This window comes from Micromonospora pallida (genome assembly GCF_900090325.1).
Taxonomy (GTDB): Bacteria; Actinomycetota; Actinomycetes; order Mycobacteriales; family Micromonosporaceae; genus Micromonospora; species Micromonospora pallida.
Map to the genome: position 1 here is coordinate 5,443,518 of NZ_FMHW01000002.1, position 17,165 is coordinate 5,460,682.

The window sequence follows — 17,165 nt, forward strand, 5'->3', positions numbered from 1 at the left end:
TCGGTCCCTCCTGCCTTCCCTCGCCCCAGCGGGGCAAACGGACCCGCGCCGGGGTCGGGTGTCGGAGACACGGTGGACGGGTACCTCCGGGCTGGGATCGAGGAGGGTTGACGTGATCGAGGATGACGAGCGGCGTCCGCCGGACCGGACCGCGCCGGGCGGACTGCGGGGAACCTGGGACCGGCTGCCCTGGCTGGTGCGCTCGGTGGTCATGTGGAGCGCCTGCCTGGTGGTGCTGGTCACCGCCCTCTATCTGCTCGGACGGATCGCGGTGCTGCTCGCCCCGCTGGCGATCGCGCTTGCCGTGACCCTCTTCCTCACCGCGCTGCTCGACCCGGTGACCCGCCTGCTGCGCCGGCTCCGGCTGCCCGGGTCGCTCGCCGCGCTGCTCACCGTACTGCTCCTGCTCGGCGTGCTGTTCGGTACGGCCGTACTGGTCTGGAGCCTGACCGCCGGTCAGTTCCGTGACCTGGCCGGTGAACTCGACCAGGGCGTGGAGCGGACCCGGGACTTCGTCACCTCGACGCTGCCGGTCAGCGAGGCCCAACTCGACCGGCTGACCGAGCAGGCGCAGGCCGGCCTGGAGCGTGGCTCGCCGGATCCGTTGGCCGGGGCGCGGACCGCCGCCGAGGTGGCCGGTTCGGTGCTGCTCTCCCTCGTCCTGCTCTTCTTCCTACTCAAGGACGGCCGGTCGATGTGGCACTGGGTGGTGCGGCGGATCGCCGAGCGGAACCGGACGACGGCTGCCGCCGCCGGACGGGCCGGCTGGCGCACTCTCGGCGCGTACAGCCGGGGGACGATGATGATCGCCCTGATCGACGCGGTCGGCATCGGGCTGGCCCTGGTGCTGCTCGGCGTGCCGATGGCTTTCCCGCTGGCGCTGATCACCTTCATCGGCGCGTTCGTGCCGATCATCGGGGCGACCGTGGCCGGCGTGGTCGCGGTCCTGGTGGCGCTCGCCGCGAACGGCCCCGGCACAGCGCTGCTGGTGCTCGCCGCCGTGATCGCCGTCCAGCAGGCCGAGGGCAACCTGCTGGAACCCCTGATCATGAAGCGCCAGGTACGGCTGCACCCGGCGGTGATCCTGGTGGCGGTGACCGCCGGCACGCTGGTCGCCGGCATCGCCGGCGCGTTCGTGTCGGTGCCGATCACCGCCGTCGCCTACCGGGTGGTCGACACCGTCCAGCGGCACCGTCAGCAGGCCGCCCACCAATCGGCCAGCCCCGAGCCCGAGCCCGGCCCGGCCTGACCCGCCGTCCGCCCGCAGGAGTTCAGGGCAGGTGGGTGGTGAACCAGCCGGCGGCCTCGTCGGCGACCCGTTCCAGGGTGCCCGGCTCCTCGAAGAGGTGCGTCGCGCCGGGCACCACCCGCAGTTCGCCGACCCCGTCGAGGGAGGACATGGCGGACTCGTTCAGCGCGATCACCTCCTCGTCCCGGCCGCCGACCAGGAGCAGGCTCGGTGCGCGTACCCGGGACAGGGCGGCACCGGCCAGGTCGGGGCGACCGCCCCGGGAGACCACCGCCCGGACCTGGTCCGGCCGTTGCGCCGCCGCGACCAGCGCCCCGGCCGCGCCGGTGCTCGCCCCGAACAGGCCGATCGGCAGCCGCCCCAGCGTGGCATCGGCGGCCAGCCAGTCCACGATGCCGACCAGTCGGCCGGCGAGCATGTCGATGTCGAAGCGGAGTTCGGCGGTCAGCTCGTCCACCTGCTCCTCGTCCGGGGTCAGCAGGTCCACCAGGACGGTGCCGAGCGCCCGGTCGTTGAGCGTGTGCGCCACCGCCACGTTGCGTGGGCTGTGCCGGGACGAGCCGCTGCCGTGCGCGAACAGCACCACGCCGACCGGGTCGGCGGGCACCAGCAGGTCTGCGGTGAGGGCGACTCCCGGGGTGCGCCCGCGACCGGGATCGCCGTCTCGGTGGCGCGTACGTCCATGGCCCGACCTCCGCAACCGCCGGCCACCCGGCCGGCTCCGATGCCGTCGGTTACCCGGGCCGGACGGCGGCACTCCCACCGCAACCCGGACGAGCCGCCCGCGACTCGGCGACTATCACTCCGGCCCTCCCACCGCACCCGGACGAGCCGCTCGCGCTCACCGGGTCGCCGGCCGTCAGCGACCGCCGGGAGCCCGCGCCGGGGAGCTGCCCGGCCGGCGGCGGTCGGGTTTGCCGGTGTCGGGCCCGGGTAGCCGCGGGTGACCGGCGGGCGGGACCGCGTCCGCCACCAGACGGGGAGGACCGGCATGGGCCAGCAGCAGAAGTCCGGCAAGCAGGGCACTGACGAGCAGCGACGTCGGGAGGACGAGGAACGCGGCCGGGACTGGGCGGACGAGGCGGCCCAGGCGCGTACCGCCGACGACCCGAGGGCGATGGCCCCGCACGACGCGGCGGGCAAGCCGACCACCGGCGGACACCTCTGACCCGACGCTCCGGCTCCACTCCTCGATCATGGAGTTGTGGTGCCCAGATAATGGCGTTTGTGAGGTTTGCATGGTGCCCCAACTCCATGATCGACGGAGCGGTGGTGGCACCCGGGGTGCTACTCGCGGATTTTTTCGGCCTGGCGGAGCGGCGTGCGGCCGGGCGGCTGCGTGGGGGGCGGACCGGGCGGATGGGGTGGGGGCACCGGCATGGTGACTGGCTGGTCGCAGGTGACCCGGATCCGCTCACCGTAGTGCTGTAGGTCCAGCACCGAGTCCGGTCCGCCGTGCCGCAACGAGTACGTCGTCTGGTGCGCCCGGATGTCCACCCGCAGCCGGAGTTGCTGCCACTGGAGGGAGAACTCCAGGCGGCTGAGCCGGCTGGAGAGCCGGGGGAGAACGTCATCTCCCCGTCGTGGTCGCGGAGTCCACCGAAGCCGGCGACCAGCGCGATCCACGCCCCGGCCAGGGAGGCCATGTGCACGCCGTCGCGGGTGTTCTCGTTGAGGTCGTGCAGGTCCATCAGCGCGGCCTCGCGCAGGTAGCTGTGTGCCAACTCGGGATGGCCCACCTCGGCCGAGAGCACCGCCTGGGTGCAGGCCGACAGGGACGAGTCGCGCACGGTACGCCGCTCGTAGTAGAGGAAGTTGCGCAGCTTCTCCGCGGGGGTGAACGCGTCCCCCCGCCAGTGCATCGCCAGTACCAGGTCCGCCTGCTTGACCACCTGCTTGCGGTACAGGTCGAAGTACGGGTAATGCAGCAGCAGCGGGTACTTGTCCGACGGCGTGTGCTCGAAGTCCCACTCCTCCTGCCGGGTGAACCCCTCGACCTGCTCGTGCACCTCGACCTCGTCGTCGTACGGGATGTGCATCGCGTTGGCGGCATCCCGCCAGGCCGCGGCCTCCTCCTCGGTGACCCCGAGCTGGATCGCCTGGTCGCGGTAGCGCATCGCCACGTCGGCGGCGGTGAGCAGGTTCCGCTGGGCCATCAGGTTGGTGTAGACGTTGTCGTCCTTGACCGCGGTGTACTCGTCCGGACCGGTCACGCCGTCGATGTGGAACTGGCCGTGCCGGTCGTGGTGCCCGAGCGACCGCCACAGCCGGGCCGTCTCGATCAGCAGTTCCAGCCCGATCGACTGTTCCACCTCGGTGTCCCCGGTGACCACGACGTAACGGCGCAGCGCGTCGGCGACGCCGGCGGCGATGTGGAAGGCGGCCGTTCCCGCCGGCCAGTACGCCGACGACTCCGGCCCCTCGATGGTGCGCCAGGGGAAGGCCGCCCCCTCCAGGTACAACGTCCGTGCCCGGTCCCGGGCCTGTGGGAGGGTGGCGTGCCGCCAGTGCAGGGCGTCCCGGACGGCGCTCGGCTGCGTGTAGGTGAGCACCGGCAGCACGAACATCTCGGTGTCCCAGAACGCGTGTCCGTCGTACCCGGGGCCGGTCAGTCCCTTCGCGGCGATCGGCCGCCGTTCGGCGCGGGCACCGGCCTGCAACACGTGGAACAGGCCGAACCGGACCGCCTGCTGCACCTCCGGGTCGCCCTCGACCCGCACGTCGGCGGCGTCCCAGAACTCGTCGAGGTATTCCCGCTGCTCGCGGCGCAGGCCGTCCCAGCCGTCCAGCTTGGCGGCCGCGAGGGCCGCGCCGACCTGGTCGCGCAGCGCCGGCAGCGACCGCTGGCTGGACCAGCTGTACGTCAGCAGCTTCTCCACCTCCAGCTTCTCCCCCGGCTCAAGCACACAGCCGATGGTGGTCCGGACCCAGTCCTCGTACCCCTCGGTGTTGACCGTCACGTCGGCCGGGGCCCGCACCTCGTGGTCCATCGCGGCGGCCACCCGCAGGCCGCTCACCTTCGTCCGGTGGATCAGCAGTCCGCCGTCACGGCTGGTGAGCTGCTCCTCGGCGAGCAACGGCGACTCCAGCACGGCCGCCACCCGGGGATCCCTGCTCTGCGCGGGCAGCGCCTCGTTGGCCACCAGCTGGGACTGGACGATCAGCCGCAGCGGCCCGTTGACCGCCTCGACCTCGTACTTGATCGCCGCGACCGAGCGCTGGCGGAAGGAGACCAGCCGGGTGCTGCGGACCTTCACCTCCCGCCCGGCCGGGGAGCGCCAGTACACGTACCGGTGCAGCGTCCCGGCGCGCAGGTCGAGGATCCGCTCGTGCTCGAGGAGTTCGCCGTACCGGACGTCGAGCGGTTCGTCGTCGACGAGAAGCCGGATCAGCTTGCCGTTGGTGACGTTGACGATGGTCTGCCCGGACTCGGGGAAGCCGAACCCGGCCTCGGCGTACGGCAGCGGGCGCAGCTCGTAGAAGGAGTTCAGGTAGGTGCCCGGCAGGCCGTGCGGCTCGCCCTCGTCGAGGTTGCCGCGCAGCCCGATGTGCCCGTTGGAGAGCGCGAAGATCGACTCCGACTGGGCCAGCACGTCCAGGTCGAGCAGCACCTCCCGGACGTGCCACGGCTCGACCGGATACGCCCGTTCCCGGATCACCCGCCGGCCTCCTCGTCGAGCAGTTCACCGAGGTCACGGACCACGACGTCGGCGCCCTGGGCGCGCAGTTCGTCGGCCTGCCCGGCCCGGTCGACGCCGATGACGTAGCCGAAGCCGCCCGCCCGGCCGGCGGCCACCCCGGCCAGCGCGTCCTCGAAGACCACCGCCTGGGCCGGTACGACGCCGAGCTGCCGCGCCCCGGCCAGGAAGGTGTCCGGGTGCGGCTTGCCGCGCAGTCCCTCGGCGCGGGCGACCAGCCCGTCCACCCGGACTTCGAGCAGGTGTTCCAGGCCGGCGGCGGCGACCACCTCGCGGCAGTTGGCGCTGGCCGAGACGACCGCCCGGCGCAACCCGGCGGCGGCCACCGCCTCCAGATACGCCACCGAGCCGGGGTAGACGTCGACGCCGTTGGTGCGCAGCCGCTCCAGCAGGACGACATTCTTGCGGTTGCCGATCCCGTACACGGTCTCCGCCCCGGGCGGGTCGTCCGGCGTCCCCTCGGGCAGGACGATCCCCCGGGAGGCGAGGAAGGTGCGGACCCCGTCGGCCCGGGGGCGGCCGTCCACGTAGCGGTTGTAGTCGTCCCCCGGGTCGAACGGGCGGTACGGCTCGCCGGTGGCCGTGGCCCGGGCCCGCAGGAACGCGTCGAAGGTCTCGGTCCACGCGGCGTTGTGCACCCGGGCGGTCTGCGTCAGCACGCCGTCCAGATCGAAGAGACAGGCGGTCACATGATCGGGTAGCCCCAGTAGCACCCCATGAATCTAACCAGCGGAAACAGCCGGCAAACCCGATTCGGCGCCCAACGGCGGTCAGTTGGGACGCAGGGTCCAGATCACCGTCATCGTGCCGGTGGTGGTGCCGTCGGCGGTGGCGATCTCGATCGGCACCGGGAACTCCGGCCGGCGGCCGGCGTCCAACTCGGCGATCACCTCGTCGAGCGGGCGACCGAGCCGGGCGGTCGCGGTGACCGGCCCCATCGCCAGCCGGCGGTAGCCGATCTCGGCCTTGACGGCCAGCGGCGTCGCCCGGTCGAGCAGGTGACCGAAGGCGGCGAGCACCACCGCGCCGGAGGCGCTCTCGCCGAGGGTGAACATCGCCCCGGCGTGCGGGCCGCCCACGTGGTTGTGGGTCGCCGGGGTGTCGGGCAGCCGCAGCACGGCCCGGATCCCGCCGTCGGCCTCGGGCGCGACCTCGACGACCTCCAGATCGAGGGTACGGACGAACGGCACCGCCGCCAGCAGACCGGCAGCCACCTGACGCGAGTCAATCGACATGCCCACAGAGGCTACTGTTCGGTAACTTTCTGGGCAAGACCGTAGGGCTCGGGCTCGGTTCGAGCGGCGATCGCCGAGGGCACGTCCGGGATCATGCGGCGGCCGGCGGACCGCCGGGGCCGGTCCCGAGGGCGGCCCGGCGACCGGACCGGTTCAGCGCCAGCCCACGTCGATCCGGTCGCCGCGTTCGTCGAAGAAGTGCACGGCGTCCATCCGTACCGAGACCGCCAGCGGCTGACCGGCGGTGACCCCCGGGTACGGGGCCAGCCGGACGGACAGCTCCGCCGGACGCCGGTGGTGCCGGCCCGGTTCGCCGAGCACGCTCGTCCGGTTGTCGCGGCGGACCGGCTCCTCCGGCAGCGCCTCGCCCGACCGGCCGGTGAGCCGCTGCACCACGTGCCCCAACCCCCGGCGCAGACCGCGCGACCCGGTACCCGTGTCACCGACCGGGCCGCCCATTTCGTCCACCACCACCGCCGTCGCGCCGACGTCGAGGAAGGCCAGCGACTCGTGCCCGTGGTGCTCGAGGAACCGGATCCGGCCCTGGAGGACGTCGCCCGGCGCGTCCGGCGCGACCGGGGTCAGCGCCTCGGCGCGCATCCCGACCACGATCCGCTCACCGTGGTAGTGCGCCACCGTCCGGCTGCGGATGTCGTCCCAGGGCAGGTAGAGCGACTGCTCGCCGAGGTTCAGCGCGACGTACCGGTCGAGGTGGACGTAGACCGACGCCTCCAGCAGGTTCATCTTGGGGCTGCCGAGGAAGGCGGCGACGTAGAGCGTGGCCGGACGGCCGTACACCTGGGTCGGGGTGCCGACGTCCTGGAGCACCCCCTTGCGCATGATGGCGACCCGGTCGGCCATGGTCAGCGCCTCGGCCTGGTCGTGGGTGACGTAGAGGGTGGTCACGCCCAGTTCCCGGGTCAGCCCGGAGATCTCCGCCCGCAGCTCGGCGCGCAGGCCGCTGTCGAGGTTGGAGAGCGGCTCGTCCATCAGGAACAGCCGGGGGCGACGGACGATCGCCCGGCCCATCGCCACCCGCTGCCGCTGCCCGCCGGAGAGCTGGCTCGGCCGACGGCCCAGCACGTCCCCGATGCCCAACGCGCCGGCCACGTTCGCCACCCGCTCCTCGCGGGGAGTGGACTCCATGCCGGCCAGCTTGAGCGGGAAGCCGATGTTGTTCTCGACGGTCATGTGCGGATAGAGCGCGAAGTCCTGGAAGACCATCGCGATCCCCCGGTCACGCGGTGTCAGGTCGTTGGCGTACTCACCGTCGATCATCACCGCGCCGCTGGTCGGGTCCTCCAGACCGGCGACCATGCGCAGGACCGTCGACTTTCCGCAGCCCGACGGCCCGAGCAGCACCATGAACTCGCCGTCGTTCACATCGAGGTTGACATTGTCCACCGCGAGCGTTCCGTTCGGGAACACTTTGGAGACATCCTTCAACGCGACGGTGGCCACCCGTCACCTCCCGCTGTTCGTCGCGGACAACTCAATGACTCTGACCAGCGCCAAGGGATCCGGACATCGGGTAAACGTGCCATGTTCGGCTCGTGACAGGTCTATTACGTCGACCGTCCCTCCCGCCGGCCGGCGCCCGGATCAGCCGCCGGGATCAGCCGACGTCCCCGGGCCCGTCGCCGACCGGCTCGTCGAGGAAGACCCGGCGGACCACCCGTTCGGCCGCGTGCCCGTCGTCCCAGACACAGAACCGGGCCCGGAACCGCTGCCGGCGCGCGGTGGCGGCGGCCGAGTCGACCGCCCCGGAGCGGAACGCGTCGACCAGTCCGGCGAAGGTGGTCGCCACCGCCCCCGGCGACTCCTCCGTCACGTCGAGGTAGACCCCCCGCGCCAACCGGTACGCCGCCAGGTCCGGTGCGTACACCACGATCGGCCGGTCCAGGACGGCGTAGTCGAACATCGCCGACGAGTAGTCGGTGACCAGCACGTCGGCGGCGAGGTAGAGGTCCTCCACCGGGTGGTACCCGCTGACGTCGGTCACCCGGGGGTCGGCGGACGGCCAGCCGGGCGTGACCTCGCCCGACTCCCGGTCGTGGAAGTAGTGGCTGCGCACCAGTAGTCGCCCGGCCGGTCCGAGCGCGTCCAGCAGCCGGTGCGGGTCGAACGGGGGACGGTACCCGGGCAGGTGCTCACGGTGGGTCGGCGCGTACAGGACCACCCGCTCCCCGGGCCGGACACCCAGCCCCGCCCGGAGCTCGGCGATCTCGTCGGCGGTGGCGGTGACCAGTCGGTCGTTGCGCGGGTAGCCCACCTCCAGCGTGGTGTACGCGGCCGGGTACGCCCGCTCCCACATCTGGGTGGAGAAGCTGTTAGAGGAGATGCTGTAGTCCCACCGGTCGATTCGGCGCAGCAGCGCGTCGAAGTCCAGCCCGGACGCGCCGAGCGGGTACCGCCGCTGGTCCAGCCCCATCACCTTGACCGGGGTGCCGTGGTGCGTCTGCACGTGCACCGTGCCGGGGCGTTTGCGTACGTAGTCGGGGAAGTTGACGTTGTTGACCAGCCAGCGGGCCCGGGCCAGGGTACGGAAGTAGGCGCGGGTGCCGGCCACCACGTACTCGACGCCGGGCGGCAGCGCGTCCACCCGGTCCCGCCGGACGACCCACACCCCCCGCACGTGCGGCGCCAACCGGCGGGCGGCGGCGTGGATCGCGGCCGGGTTGCAGGCGTACCCCCGATACCAGTACGCGGCGTAGACGGCGAGCGTCGGATCGACCGGTCGGCGCAGCTCGGCGTGGTACTCGGCCCGCAGCACGGCGTCCCAGGTCAGTCGCGCCGCGCCCCACAGCGCCGGGGTGCCCCGCCGCCGGGCCGCCCGGACGGTCCGGCGGGCCGCCACCCCGGCCTGGTGGACGCCGCGCAGCGCGCTGAAGGTGCGCCATCGGCCGGCCGCCACCAGGCGGTGCTTCAGCCCCTCGACGCCGTCCGGCACCCGGTGACCGTCCGGTGGCCGCCACCGGGCGTGGTCGGCGACGATCCGGTCGAAGAACGCCGCCCGCAGGTGCGGGGCGATCCGCTCCCCGTTGCCGAGCACCGTCAGATAGTGCCAGACCATCCGCTCGAACAGCACCGGGTGCAGTTCGTCCGCCCCGATCGCGGCCGGGTGGTCGGCCAGGAACCGGAACACCCGCTCCCACTGGGCGAAGACGTCGAGGTGCCGGTCCCCCGGGGTACGGGTGATCGCGCCGGCCCGCCGCTGCCGGTAGTTGACGCACACCCGGTCGAGCAGGCCGATCCGCTCGGCGGCCAGCAGCACCGGGTAGCTGAACGAGACGTCCTCGTACCAGCCGGGTTCGAAGCGCAGTCCGAGCCCGACCAGGAACTCCCGCCGGACCAGCTTGTTCCAGGCGGTGTGCAGCAGTCCGACCGTCTCGGGCCGGTCCCGCAGGCGGAACGTCTCCGCCCCGACCGGTTCCGGGTGGACGTCGCGCAGCGCGCTGCGGGTGGTGGTGTCGTCCCAGTGCACCCGGACGTGGTCGACCAGGAGCACGTCCGGCCGGGTGGTGCGGAGCCGCTCGGCGATCACCGGCAGGCAGTCGGGGGCGAGCCAGTCGTCACCGTCGACGAACCAGACGTACTCGCCGGTGGCCCGGTCCAGTCCCACGTTGCGGGCCGGACCGAGCCCCACGTTCCCGGTCAGCCGGACCAGCCGGACCCGGCGGTCCCGACCGGCGTAGCCGGTGAGGATCTCCGGGCTGGCGTCCGGCGAACAGTCGTCGACGGCGATCACCTCGACGTCGTCGAACGCCTGCCCGAGCAGGGAGTCCAGACACTCCCGCAGGTAGCCCTGGACCCGGTGGACCGGGACGACGAAGCTGATCAGCGCCATCCCGGGCCACCCCCCGGTCAGCCCGCCGCGCGCCCCCTCACCGCGCCGGGGCGGTACGCGCCACGCGGGCCGGGACGGTCACCCAGGCGGCGACCACACTCATCACGAAAACCACGAAAAGGTACGCACTGAGTGTAGCCATGCCGACCCACGCGAATCCGGCGATCAGCGCCACGGTCAGCAGCACCGAACGCCCCTCCCAGCCCAGCGTCGCGTCGTGCAGCGGCGGGGCCGGCTGTCGCTTCTCCAACCGCGCCACCAGGTCGTAGTGCAGCAGGGTGAGCACGAAGACGTACCCGAAGACCAGCGGCAGCGGCACGTCACCGGCCACCCCGACGGCGATCGCGAAGACGTACTCGGCGGCCCGCAACGCGGCCGGCACCAGCCAGTCCAACGCGCCCTCGGCCCGGCCCCGCGCACCGAGACCGGCGGCAAGCAGCACCAGCAGCGCCACCGGGGCGGCCCAGCGGGCGGTCTCCCCGCCGACCAGCGCCACCCCGAGCAGGCCCGTCGCGGCCAACGCGGCGAGCATCGCGAGCGGGAGTTGCGCCGGGATCCGGCCGCCGAGGCGGCGCAGCAGCGGGCCGTCGTCCCGGTGCAGGCCGGCGTCGACCGTGCCGAGCACCGGCACCCGCATGAACCGGGCCCGCAGGGTGCGCAGCGCCCCCGTGTACGCGAACGCCAGCACGCCCCAGACCAGGACGGCGATCAGGGCGACCCGGGTGTCGAACAGCGCGGCGGTGAGCGCGATCAGCGCCCAGCGCTCCCCGATCGGGAAGACCACGGTCCGCTTCAGCCAGTACGACAGGGAGCCGGTGTCGGCCTGCACCCGGTTCGACGCGGCGTTCAGCTTGTCGCCGAGACCCCCGCCGGAGCTGGCGGCCTTCGGGCGGCGGGCCGCCTCGTCGTGCAGCACCCCGTACCAGGCGTCGGTGTGGTGCCGGACGGTCTGGAGGGTCATCGCGGCGAGCGCCAGAGCCCAGCCGTTGCCCAGTCCGGCGTGCGTCATCCCGAAGCCGAGACCGGCGTAGGCGACGTACTCCTTGGCCCGGTCGGCCATGGTGTCAAGCCAGCCGCCCCACGGGCTGAAGTTGCGGGTGTACCGGGCGAGCTGCCCGTCCACGCAGTCCAGCACGAACCCCAGGTAGAGCAGGACTCCGCCGGCCACCAGCGCCGGCCGTCCGCCGACGCCGAACAGCACCGCTGCCACCACGGCGAAGAGCACCGAGATCATGGTGACCCCGGTCGGTGTCAGCCGGAGCCGGGCGCAGACCTTCGTCACGTACGGCGACCAGGTGCTGACGAAGTACGTGGTGAAGAAGTCGTCCCGTTCCTTCACCGCCAGCCGCAGTTCGGCCGCGTCCTCGTTCACCCCGGCCAGTTCGGCGCGGGCGGCGGCCAGCCCGGCCGGGTCGACGGCCCGGTGCGCGACGAGCAGCCGTACCCGGTGGGCGAAGGTCAACGCCCCGGTGGCCGTGAACGCGGCGAAGAGCCGGTCCAGGTCGGTTCCGACCAGCGCGGCCGCGCCCACGGAACCGGTCGGCTCGGTTACCGGAGTGCCCGGCCCACCGGTCGTACCGGCGGGCGTGGCGGCGGCATCGGCCGGGGTGGGCGTGGCGGCGGCCGTCCGGGCGGCGGCGGCCAGCGCGGGCAGGTCGGCCGGGACGACGCGCAGCGCCCCGCCGAAGCTACCGGTCGCGTCGGGCAGCTCCCCGGCGGAGCCGGCGCTCACCACCTGGCCGCGTTCCTCGTGGACCACCGCGTGCCGAGCGGCCGGCGGGTCGGCCAGCACCAGCGCGACCGTACCCGGGACCGGGCTGGTGGCGAGGTGCTTGAGCACGGCGGTGTGGGCCACCAGGTCCGTTCCGGAGACCAGCACCGACCCGGTCGCGCGCTCGGCCAGCGCGGCCAGTTCGGGCAGGTCGGCGGCGACCCGGACCTCGGTCGCCCCGGCGGCCCGCCACTGGTCGACCAGGTGGCGGACGGTGTCGTCGGAGAGGTTCGTCGCCGGGTCCCCGGCGGCGAGCACGATCGCCAGCGTCACCGCGCGACCGACCGGTGGTACTCGGCGAGCGCCTCGTCCAGCGACCCGTCGACGGTCAACCGGCCACCGTCGAGGTAGAGACCCCGACGGCAGAACCGGGTCAGGTCCTTCTCGTTGTGTGACACCAGCACCAAGGTGCGCCCCTCCGCGAGCAGTCGGTCGATCGTGGCGTAGCACTTCGCGCGGAACTCCGCGTCCCCGACCGCCGTCACCTCGTCCATCAGCAGCACGGGGTGCGGTAGCCGGCTGATGATCGCGAAGCCGAGCCGGATCTTCATCCCGGAGGAGTAGTGCCGTACCGGGGTGTCGACCGCCCGCTCGACCTGCTCGCCAGCGAAGGAAATAATGTCATCGAAGTGTCGCCGGAGGTAAACCGGTGAGAGTCCGTGCAGTCCACCGACGAGGTGTAGGTTCTCCCGCCCGGTCAGATCGCCCACGAACCCGGCGCTCAGTTCCAGCAGCGGAGCGACCGCGCCACGGACCCGGACCCGTCCCTCGTCGGGGATCAGCACCCCGGCGATCAGCCGCAGCAGGGTGCTCTTGCCGCAGCCGTTGCGCCCCAGCACCCCGACCCGGTCCCCGGGCGCGACGGTGAACGACACGTCCCGCAGCGGCCAGAACCGGCCGGCGGCCGGGTTCCGGTCACGCCGGTGGAAGACCAGTTCACGGAGGCGGAGCTGCCGCCGCCGGTTGCGGACGAACCGGATACCCAGCCCGTCCGCCTCGATCATCGCGGTCCCGGCCCGCACGTCTCACAGCTCCTTGAGTACGGCCGGTTCGAGCCGGTGGAACGCCAGCCAGCCGGCGACGAGCACGAGCAGGCTGCCGACGATCGAGGTGACCAGCAGCCGGGCGTCCGGGAACTCGTCCGGGTACCAGGCCGCGTGGTGCAGTTGCATGATGCCGACCAGCGGATTCAGCTCGTAGAGCGCCTTCAACCAGCCAGGGGCCGAGGAGTCCCGGACCAGGCTCAGCGGGTAGATGATCGGCGTGGCGTAGAAGAGCAGCCGGATCACCAGGCGCATCACCCGTTCCACGTCGCGCATCAGCACGTTCACCGCGGAGAGCAGCAACGCCACGCCGACCAGCAGGGTCGCCTGCACCAGCAGGGCGAGCGGGAGGGCGAGCAGGGAGACGCCCGGGTCGATCCGGCCGCGCAGGGCGTAGACCGCTGCGACGCCGACCAGGATCGGCAGGCCGGCGACGTACTCGGCGAACCGGCCGGCGACCCGGCCGACCGGGAAGATCTCCCGGGGCACGTTCAGCACGGTGATCAACCGGGCCTGCCCGGTCAGCGCGCCGGTCGCCTCGCTGAACGCCGAGCTGGCCCACTGCCAGGCAAAAATGCCGGCGATCAGGTACAGCGGGTACGAGCCGGCCGCCTCGCCCAGGTGACGGCCGGTGTCCTGGGCGTACAGGACACCGAAGACGAAGTAGTAGACCGCGCCCAGCCCGAGCGGTTCGATCAGCGACCAGAGGTAGCCGAGCACCGATCGCTGGTACTTCACCGCCAGGTCGCGGTGGACCAGGATGCGCAGGGCGTTGCGGTGCGACCACAGGGCCGCGACACCGGTCGCCACCGTCGCCTCCCGCCCCGGCGGGCATCCCGGCGACCGGCTCGCCGTGATGTCGCTACGCGGGTGGCCGGTCGCTCCGGCTCAGCACTCGATCACGTTGACCGCGAGACCCCCGCGTGCCGTCTCCTTGTACTTGACCTTCATGTCGGCGCCGGTCTCCCGCATCGTCTTGATCACCTTGTCCAGGGAGACCACGTGCACCCCGTCGCCCCGCAACGCCAGCCGGACCGCCGTGATCGCCTTGATGCTAGCCACCGCGTTCCGCTCGATGCAGGGGATCTGCACCAGACCCCCGACCGGGTCACAGGTCAGACCGAGGTTGTGTTCCATGCCGATCTCGGCGGCGTTCTCCACCTGCGCCGGGGTGCCACCCAGCGCCTCGGCCAGCCCGGCCGCCGCCATCGAGCACGCCGACCCGACCTCGCCCTGGCAGCCGACCTCGGCCCCGGAGATCGAGGCGTTCTCCTTGAACAGCACCCCGATCGCGCCGGCCGCCAGAAGGAACCGGACCACACCCTCGTCGTTCGCGCCGGGCACGAAGCGGGCGTAGTAGTGCAGCACCGCCGGGATGATCCCGGCCGCCCCGTTGGTGGGCGCGGTCACCACCCGCCCACCGGCCGCGTTCTCCTCGTTCACCGCCAGGGCGAACAGGGTCACCCAGTCCATCACCCGCAGCGGGTCGGCGCTGCCGGCGTCCGCCTCCAGGCCCCGGCGCAGCTCGGCCGCGCGCCGCCGGACCTTCAACCCACCCGGGAGTACGCCGTCGCGGGCGCAGCCCTGCGCGACGCACTCCCGCATCACCCGCCAGATCTCCAGCAGGCCGGTACGGACCTCCGCCTCGCTGCGCCAGGACAGCTCGTTGGCGAGCATCACCTCGCTGATCGACAGCCCGGTGGCCGTGGTGACGTCCAGCAGCTCCGCGCCGGTGGAGAACGGGTACCGGACCCGGGTGGTGTCCGTCCGGATCCGGTCCGCGCCAGCCGCCGCCTCGTCGACCACGAACCCGCCGCCGACCGAATAGTACGTACGGGTACGCAGCTCACGGCCGTCCGCGTCGTACGCGCTGAAAGTCATCCCGTTCGGGTGGTACGGCAGCGACCGCCGCCGGTGCAGCACCAGGTCCCGGTCGGGGTCGAAGTCGATCTCGTGTACGTCGAACAGGCTCAGCCGCCGGTCGGCACGGACCTGGTCGACCCGGGGACCGACGCCGTCGGTGTCGACCGTCTCCGGCAACTCGCCGGCCAGGCCGAGCAGCACCGCGCGGTCGCTGCCGTGGCCGTGTCCGGTCGCGCCGAGCGACCCGAACAGTTCGGCCCGCACCCGCGCGGTGTCGGCGAGCAGCCCGTCAGCCTTGAGCCCACCCACGAAAGTCCGCGCGGCGCGCATCGGACCCACCGTGTGTGAGCTGGACGGCCCGATGCCGACACTGAAGAGATCGAAGACGCTGATCATGATCCGCACTTCTCCCATCGGCCCCCAATGACGTCGGCGGGGCCGCCGGCGAGCGTACCCGCCCTGGTCGCGGTTACCCAGGTCGGTCATCGCCACACCCATTGCGATCGATGCCGTACGGGGCGCGTCACCCCATTCCGGGACGGGTAAGTACCTACGGGTACGCCGGTGGCAATCCACCTCGGGACTGAGGGCGCGGTGGCACGCCCCACCTACCGTGGATTACAGAGGCGGCCAAAGCGCCGCAGAAGTGGGAGTAGACGACGATGAGTCGCAAACTGGTCCGGCCCCGACAGGGGCGCATGCTCGCCGGTGTCTGCGCTGGCCTGGGTCAGCGGTTCGGCATGTCCGCCGGAATGGTCCGACTGCTGTTCGTGCTGTCGGTGCTGCTGCCCGGCACCCAGGTGATCGTCTACCTGGTGCTCTGGCTCCTGATGCCCAACGAGGACCGGTACGCCGTCCAGTACTGACCCCCCGCCGCCACGACGACGTGGCACGACTCCAACGACCAACGGCGCCCGCCCCGGTGATTCGGGGCGGGCGCCGTGCCGTTCGCGGTTGCTCCTGTGTTGCGGCTGCTCCCGGTCCGGCTGCGGTCGGCTCGACCGGCTCTGGCCGTCGCGGACTGGCGGCTCAGACCGGCTCGACCGGCTCGGGCTCAGGGCGCGGCGTAGGTGACGGTGACCGTCTGGTAGCCGAGCGAACGGAGCAACCCCTCCAGCATCTTGCGGGTGTTTGCCTCGGCGCGGGCGGCGAGCCCACTGTCCCGGGCGGCGGCGGTGATCCGCTCCTCGGCGAGACGGTAGACCTCCCGCTGTCGGTTCGGGTCGTTGGCGAAGACGTCCCCGAGCCGGTTGAGCAGGCCGCGCTTCTCGGCGAAGACGTAGCTCTTCTCGATGTCGAGGTTCGTGTCGCCGAGCTGCGGAGCAGGCAGGACGATCTCCACGGACTTTCCGTCGGCCGACTGCTTCACCGCCCCCTCACCGATCTTCGAGAAGTCGACGTACGCCTCGACGCTGCCCGCGCCGACGAAGAGGGTGCGCTCGTTGACCAGGAAGTCTGGGACGTACTTCCGGTCGGACTCCAGGTCGACGACGACCTGGAAGTTGCCCTCGGCGGCCACGTACCGGCTGAGGTCCTGGATCGACTTCAGCAGGGGCGGCTGGGAACGGTCGGTCGTCTCCTCGGCGAACGGGTTGCGCCAGCTCGGCCAGAGGCCGGTCACCTGGGTGCCGAGCAGGACCACCACGGCCAGCGCGGCGGCCCCCAGCACCAGGATCAGCCCGCGCGACAGGCCCCGGCGACCGGCGTCGGCGGGCTCTTCGGTCCCGACGGCCGGCGCCGGCTCCGTTGACGACGTGCTGGCCGGAAACTCCGGGAACTCACGCGTGGGCTGGTTGACATCGCCCTTACCGGACATCGCCCTCACCGTCCTCGGTCGTGACATCGCTACCTGAGAATGACGGTACGTCCCGGGTACGACGAGCGCCCGTTGAGCGGAACTCGGGAACCAGCGCCCGACAGTGGCCTCGTTCGGGTCCGCTACGCGTGCGGCGCACGTGGGCGCCGTCCCGTCAGCAGCTCTGGGCGGGCCCGGGGTGGGGTAGCTGGCACCAGCCAGCGGCGGCCACAACCCGTTCGGCGATGGCGGTCAACTGGGCGATCTCGTCCTGGTCGAGCTGGTCGACGAGGACGTCGCGGATGGTTTCGACGTGGCCCGGCGCGGCTGCGGCGACCGCGGCGTAACCCTGGTCGGTCAGTCGGACCATGGTGCCGCGGGCGTCGGCGGAGCATTCGAAGCGGGTGATCAGCCCTCGTTGTTCCATGCGGCGTAGCTGGTGGGCGATGCGGCTACGGTCCCACCCGAGCCAGATGGCCAGGTTCCGCACGCGTAGGGTCCGCCCTTCGGCTTCGGAGAGCAGCGCCAGCACCTCGTAGTCGGGACGGGAGATGCCGGCTTCACTGAGCTGGCGGTCGACGGCGACCTCCACGACGCGATGCATCCGCAGGTAGGCCCGCCACATGCGGCTCTCCTGCTCGTCCAGCCAGGGCGGCTCGGTCAT

The 17,165-nt window shown here is 72.3% G+C and carries 13 protein-coding genes and 1 pseudogene; 2 read left to right on the top strand and 12 right to left on the bottom strand.

The features are described from left to right. The first annotated feature begins 112 nt into the window (after positions 1-112). Complete coding sequence (locus GA0074692_RS22580; protein WP_245730423.1) at positions 113-1,249, top strand: AI-2E family transporter; 1,137 nt, start codon at positions 113-115, stop codon at positions 1,247-1,249. Between the two features lie 22 nt (positions 1,250-1,271). On the opposite strand, the gene GA0074692_RS22585 is transcribed toward GA0074692_RS22580, so the two are convergent. From GA0074692_RS22585 to GA0074692_RS22630, 10 genes and pseudogenes are all read right to left on the bottom strand, one after another. Beyond that, positions 1,272-1,862, bottom strand: a complete 591-nt coding sequence (locus tag GA0074692_RS22585; protein ID WP_245730730.1) for a dienelactone hydrolase family protein — start codon at positions 1,860-1,862, stop codon at positions 1,272-1,274. 674 nt (positions 1,863-2,536) lie between these two features. Next, a pseudogene (locus tag GA0074692_RS22590) lies at positions 2,537-4,908 on the bottom strand (glycoside hydrolase family 65 protein). Beyond that, the gene (locus GA0074692_RS22595; protein WP_176738553.1) at positions 4,905-5,660 is read right to left on the bottom strand and encodes a beta-phosphoglucomutase family hydrolase; all 756 of its coding nucleotides are present in this window, start codon (positions 5,658-5,660) and stop codon (positions 4,905-4,907) included. The pseudogene GA0074692_RS22590 and the gene GA0074692_RS22595 overlap by 4 nt, the downstream one beginning before the upstream one ends. Before the next feature lie 57 nt (positions 5,661-5,717). Further along, positions 5,718-6,182 carry a DUF4442 domain-containing protein gene (locus GA0074692_RS22600; RefSeq protein WP_091647242.1) on the bottom strand — a complete coding sequence of 155 codons (465 nt, stop codon included), beginning with the start codon at positions 6,180-6,182 and terminating at the stop codon, positions 5,718-5,720. A 153-nt stretch (positions 6,183-6,335) separates the two neighbouring features. Beyond that, complete coding sequence (locus GA0074692_RS22605; protein ID WP_091647245.1) at positions 6,336-7,643, bottom strand: ABC transporter ATP-binding protein; 1,308 nt, start codon at positions 7,641-7,643, stop codon at positions 6,336-6,338. Between the two features lie 154 nt (positions 7,644-7,797). Beyond that, a complete protein-coding gene (locus GA0074692_RS22610; protein ID WP_091647247.1) occupies positions 7,798-10,029 on the bottom strand; it encodes a bifunctional glycosyltransferase/CDP-glycerol:glycerophosphate glycerophosphotransferase in 2,232 nt (743 codons plus the stop codon). Between the two features lie 37 nt (positions 10,030-10,066). Beyond that, positions 10,067-12,073, bottom strand: coding sequence for a DUF5941 domain-containing protein (locus GA0074692_RS22615; RefSeq protein ID WP_091647249.1), 2,007 nt, complete (start codon positions 12,071-12,073; stop codon positions 10,067-10,069). Continuing rightward, entirely contained in the window at positions 12,070-12,804 is a 735-nt protein-coding gene (locus GA0074692_RS22620; RefSeq protein ID WP_091653940.1) for an ABC transporter ATP-binding protein, read from the bottom strand. The genes GA0074692_RS22615 and GA0074692_RS22620 overlap by 4 nt, the downstream gene beginning before the upstream one ends. A 21-nt stretch (positions 12,805-12,825) precedes the next feature. Continuing rightward, positions 12,826-13,653, bottom strand: coding sequence for an ABC transporter permease (locus tag GA0074692_RS22625; RefSeq protein WP_091647252.1), 828 nt, complete (start codon positions 13,651-13,653; stop codon positions 12,826-12,828). Positions 13,654-13,731: 78 nt separating this feature from the next. After that, complete coding sequence (locus tag GA0074692_RS22630) at positions 13,732-15,102, bottom strand: L-serine ammonia-lyase (protein WP_091653942.1); 1,371 nt, start codon at positions 15,100-15,102, stop codon at positions 13,732-13,734. Between the two features lie 266 nt (positions 15,103-15,368). Here GA0074692_RS22630 and GA0074692_RS22635 point away from each other — a divergent pair, with 266 nt between their 5' ends. Continuing rightward, positions 15,369-15,572 carry a PspC domain-containing protein gene (locus tag GA0074692_RS22635; protein ID WP_091647255.1) on the top strand — a complete coding sequence of 68 codons (204 nt, stop codon included), beginning with the start codon at positions 15,369-15,371 and terminating at the stop codon, positions 15,570-15,572. Between the two features lie 188 nt (positions 15,573-15,760). Here GA0074692_RS22635 and GA0074692_RS22640 read toward each other — a convergent pair whose 3' ends face one another. Together GA0074692_RS22640 and GA0074692_RS22645 are read right to left on the bottom strand one after the other, a co-directional pair. Continuing rightward, the gene (locus GA0074692_RS22640) at positions 15,761-16,522 is read right to left on the bottom strand and encodes a DUF4230 domain-containing protein (RefSeq protein ID WP_091647257.1); all 762 of its coding nucleotides are present in this window, start codon (positions 16,520-16,522) and stop codon (positions 15,761-15,763) included. Between the two features lie 154 nt (positions 16,523-16,676). After that, positions 16,677-17,165: a MarR family winged helix-turn-helix transcriptional regulator gene (locus GA0074692_RS22645; protein ID WP_091647260.1), complete on the bottom strand. Its 489-nt coding sequence runs from the start codon at positions 17,163-17,165 to the stop codon at positions 16,677-16,679.

Excerpts from the sequence above, each read along its gene's own strand:
- GA0074692_RS22600 (WP_091647242.1), bottom strand. The coding sequence starts at position 6,182 with ATGTCGATTGACTCGCGTCAGGTGGCTGCCGGTCTGCTGGCGGCGGTG.
- GA0074692_RS22610 (WP_091647247.1), bottom strand. The coding sequence starts at position 10,029 with ATGGCGCTGATCAGCTTCGTCGTCCCGGTCCACCGGGTCCAGGGCTAC.
- GA0074692_RS22620 (WP_091653940.1), bottom strand. The coding sequence starts at position 12,804 with ATGATCGAGGCGGACGGGCTGGGTATCCGGTTCGTCCGCAACCGGCGG.
- GA0074692_RS22630 (WP_091653942.1), bottom strand. The coding sequence starts at position 15,102 with ATGATCAGCGTCTTCGATCTCTTCAGTGTCGGCATCGGGCCGTCCAGC.
- GA0074692_RS22635 (WP_091647255.1), top strand. The coding sequence starts at position 15,369 with ATGAGTCGCAAACTGGTCCGGCCCCGACAGGGGCGCATGCTCGCCGGT.
- GA0074692_RS22640 (WP_091647257.1), bottom strand. The coding sequence starts at position 16,522 with ATGTCCGGTAAGGGCGATGTCAACCAGCCCACGCGTGAGTTCCCGGAG.
- GA0074692_RS22645 (WP_091647260.1), bottom strand. The coding sequence starts at position 17,165 with ATGACCGAGCCGCCCTGGCTGGACGAGCAGGAGAGCCGCATGTGGCGG.